We start from the raw sequence: 4,363 nt of genomic DNA, 5'->3' as shown, positions 1-4,363 counted from the left end.
TTCAATTGACGCTCCGACAAGTTATAAACCAAATTGATGGAAGCACGCACGGCACCCGTGCCGTAGTCCTGCCAATTACCTGTAGCGAGCAATTGGTTGTTAATGTATGCACTAGCGTCTTCAGGGCTGTTGTGAGCGATGTAGCTGCGGAAGTTGACGCCGACGGCTTGATAGTCAGCGAGTTTGAGGGTAGCGACGTATTTCTGAGCGACTTCACCCGCAGTGATAGTATCGATTTCTTTGTCGCCAACTGCTTCGAGGAACATGACGCGATCTGGTTGAGCGGCAATACTGAAACCATTTTCAAACACGATTTGAGCGACTCGATCTGTGTATACTGGCTCGCGAGCTAGTTTCCAATCGCTGGGGATGATGCCAGTTTGCTTCAAGAAATCTTCATTGAGGATAGCGGGGTTTTGAATTTTGACGGAAACGACAATGGCGAGTTCTTGAGTGATGAGTTGACTCATAATGTTTGAATGCTTAAGGTAAATGCTTGGGAAAGTTACAGTTTTTCGAGGTCTACTGTTTCCACATTCCACCATATGCTGAAGGTTCGGGGGCTGACATCAGGGGATCTAAGGATCTTGGATTGGTGGGACGTTGCCAGAGCGCGTAAATTTACTGAGATTGACTCCAAATCTGGTAGGTTTTGCGCTTGATGCTAAATTTTTGGTAGATTGGTTGGGTCGGGAAGACAAGGGACGAGCTTAAATCGAGCATCAGGCGTAACATCCAATCGGTACCGTTCGCTCAATCCTCGCCGCACTAGCGCGTTCCTGACGGCTATTGCCGTACCTGCGTTTAATTGTGCTTTTTGAGTGCTAGAAATCATCGTGGGATGGACGCGATAGCTATAGAGTGCCGCCTGGTGGTGGTAAATCTCTGTAACTTCAGAGAGCTTCAAGCACAGGTCATAATCCTGGACGTGGGGAATTTCTAAATCGATCCCACCGACGGCATCGTAAAGCTCCCACCGGATTAGTCGGAAGTGAAAGGTCATAAAATCGATGAGTAACCGTTCTTTGGAATAGGGAATGTGACATCTAGGCCCTATTCCTAAATCTCGACCGCTAGGATCGATTAGGCGATGGTCTGTGTAGACCATGCCAATTTCGGGTTTTTCATCTAGGATTGCTACTGTTGTGGCTAAAGCATCTGGTGTCAGGATGTCGTCGCTGTCTACCCAACCGAAATAGTTGCACATTCCTTCCAAGTTGAGTGCATCAAGACAGGGTTTTGCTGAAGTTGGGACTGACGATGAAGGCGAACCAGCAACCGATTGTGCCGAGGTTTCCTCCGCATTCAAATTTGGCAAGACCAGACAGGGACGAATGGCCATCATTGCTGCATGAAGGGAATGCGTTTGTCCGGCATGGTTAGCTTGAATAAAGCGAATCCGGGGGTCTAATTTAGCGTATTCATGAGCGATATCGGGGGACGTGTCGGTGGAGCCGTCATCCCAGATGGTGAGGTGCCAATGAGGGTAAGTTTGGAGCAGGATGCTATCGAGGGCGCACTTTAGATAGTTCTCGCGGTTGTGGACGGTCATCACGAGGGCAACGAGGCTGGGCATCTGAGCTTTAAGTGTGGTGATAGTTTTAGGATGCCCGTGATGCACAGGATGTTTGAAAAAATTGTATTTATTTTACCTAAAGTAGTGGCTTCTCAATTGAACTTCACTCTGATTCACCTTCGTTGATTTTAGGTGTTCTTGCAATATTAGCAACAAAAGACTTTCGATACTGCCATATCCCGATCGAGGCTATAGATGCTACTAACATAGTTAAATAAATTACGTTATTAGCAACCAAAGATGATAGCTGATATCCGAGGTCGGATTTAATTAAATTTAAGTTGTGGCGAGATTTAGTATGCTGAGGATCGATCGTAAGTGCTTGTTCATAGTCTACTGTTGAACCCTTTTTGTCCCCTATTTTAAAGCGAAGAAAACCACGATTATAGTAAGCATAGGCATTACTAGGCTTTAATTCAATAGCTTTGGACAGATCGACAATCGCGCCTTGATAATCTTTGAGAGCGAATTTAGTATTACCCTGTTGATTGTAAGATTCTGCCGAACCGTGAGTAACTGTTTGAATTTCTGTGGAGCGATTCACCGTATTGCGAGCTAGTGCAGGTCGAGACTGAATATAAAATATTGATTGAGAGAGCAGAATAATTAATAGCTGAAAGGCGGGTTTTTTCATTAATTTAAAACTACAAAGTTATTTGCTAGTTATCTTGAAAAAATCGTCATATAATTAAGATGTTTAATTTTATAATAGTGAGGCGAGCGAATTTAAGGATTGACTATATCGGGCGATCGAATTTCACTCTGATTCACCTTCATTGATTTTGGTTTGTTTTGGAATATTAACAATAGAAGACTTTCGATATCGCCATACTCCGAGCGAACCAATAAATACTGCGAGGATTGCCAATGGTAATGAATTAGTTGAAACCGATGATGATAGTCGATATCCTAGATCTGATTTGATTAGATCTAAGTTTTGACGAGCTTTAGTGTGTTCGGGATTGATTTTTAGTGCTTGTCCATAATCAGCAATAGCCCCATCCTTATCTCCTGATTTATAGCGAGCGACACCGCGATTATTATAAGCATTAACATAATTAGGATTTAATTCGATTGCTTTGCTATAGTCAATAATTGCATTTATATTGTCACCTGTACTAAATCTAGTATTGCCTCTATTGTTATAAGCAATGGCTAGCTTAGGATCGATATCTATTGATTTGTTATAGTCGGAGATGGCACCTCGATCGTCCTTGAAATCTAATTTAGCATTGCCGCGACTATTGTAAGCCATCGCAAATTTAGGATTTAATTCGATCGTCTTATTATAGTCATCAATTGCGCTCTTCATTTCTCTTAGCCTATATTTAGAGTTGCCGCGATTGTAGTAAGCTTCAAATAATTTAGGCTCGATCTCAATTGCCTTATTGAAATCATTAATTGCGCCCCGATCGTCTTTCAAGCTAGATTTGGAATTACCTCGATTAAAATAAGCCTCGGAATAACTTGGGTTTAATTTAATTGCTTTGCTGTAGTCTTCAATCGCATCCTGATAATCTTTGAGACTAGCTCTGGAGTTACCCCGATTTAAGTAAGAATATGGATAGTTAGAATTGAAACTAATTGCTTTTGTATAATCATCAATTGCTCCCAAGTCGTCTTGTAACTTCGCTTTCGAGTTTCCTCGATTGTAGTAGCTATCATGAGAATTAGGATTTGACTCAATTGCTTTAGTATAATCAGCTATGGCATCTCGGTCGTTATTTAAAATTGCTCTAGCCATGCCACGATACAAGTAAGCAGCCGTAAATTTAGGATTTAGTGCGATCGCTTTAGTAAAATCATCGATTGCACTTCGGTAATCCTTAGATTTATACTTATTATGACCTTGCTTGAGATAAAACTGCGCTGAGTGTCGATCAATTGACTCAGTTTTCAATAAATGAGGAGAAGAACTTTTAGCAAGGGCAGGTTGCCAATGAGTGAAAAATACTGCTTGAGAGCAGAAGACAATAAATAAGAGAGAAACGGGGGTTTTCATTGATTTAAGTTATAAAGCTATTTGAAAGCTATTAAATAAGCAATCGTCCCACTATTAGACTGTAATAGCGAGACGATATGATTGGAAAATTTACTAGATCGGGTTATTGACTTTCACTTTGACAGTTTTCGTAGTCACCCCACCATCTTTATCAGTCACAGTTAACACCACATCATAGTAGCCATTACTGCTGAAGACATGAACCGGATCTCGACCGAAGACTGATTCGGTATTATCGCCAAAATTCCAACTATAAGTCAGAGTATCTAACAGACCAAGATCGGTAGCTATACCCCCAAACTGAGCCGCTTGACCTTTAGTAATAGTGGCTGGTTTGACAATATTCACAATCTTCGGTGCAACGTTATCTACCTTCACAACCGTGGTTTGAGTAGTTACACCGCCGTCTTTATCTGTGACAGTTAGAATGACATTATATTCACCGTTATCAGCAAAGATATGGGTGGCATTCTGCTCAAAAACTGGTTGAGTATTATCACCAAAGTTCCAACTATAAGTCAGAGTATCCGATTTACCAGGATCGGTAGCCATCGCTTTGAATAGCGCGGCTTGACCTTCATTAATCTTGGTTGGTTTGACAATATTGACAATCTTCGGCGCGACATTATCTACCTTCACCACAATCGTTTGAGTGGTAACGCCACCATCTTTGTCAGTAACAGTGAGGACAACGTTATAGTTACCATTATCAGCAAATGTATGCTTGACATCTCGACCGACGACTGGCTGAGTGTTGTCACCAAAATTCCAACTATAGATGAGCT

Annotated in this window: 4 protein-coding genes and 1 pseudogene; all 5 read right to left on the bottom strand. The window is 41.7% G+C overall.

Going from position 1 to position 4,363, the window contains the following annotated elements:
- Positions 1 to 470: pseudogene (locus RMO35_RS00280) on the bottom strand (hypothetical protein); the annotation flags it as partial.
- Between the two features lie 194 nt (positions 471 to 664).
- On the bottom strand, positions 665 to 1,576 hold the full coding sequence (locus RMO35_RS00275; protein WP_309737753.1) for a glycosyltransferase: 912 nt from the start codon (positions 1,574 to 1,576) through the stop codon (positions 665 to 667).
- A gap of 103 nt (positions 1,577 to 1,679) precedes the next feature.
- Entirely contained in the window at positions 1,680 to 2,210 is a 531-nt protein-coding gene (locus RMO35_RS00270; RefSeq protein ID WP_309737751.1) for a tetratricopeptide repeat protein, read from the bottom strand.
- A gap of 123 nt (positions 2,211 to 2,333) precedes the next feature.
- Positions 2,334 to 3,578, bottom strand: coding sequence for a tetratricopeptide repeat protein (locus RMO35_RS00265; protein WP_309737748.1), 1,245 nt, complete (start codon positions 3,576 to 3,578; stop codon positions 2,334 to 2,336).
- 93 nt (positions 3,579 to 3,671) lie between these two features.
- A partial coding sequence (locus RMO35_RS00260) for a PKD domain-containing protein (RefSeq protein ID WP_309737746.1) occupies positions 3,672 to 4,363 on the bottom strand: 692 nt, incomplete at its 5' end.

The organism is Chamaesiphon sp. OTE_20_metabat_361, from assembly GCF_031364565.1.
The sequence above is the reverse complement of the archived record's forward strand: the minus strand, read 5'-3'. Positions and strand labels throughout refer to the sequence as shown.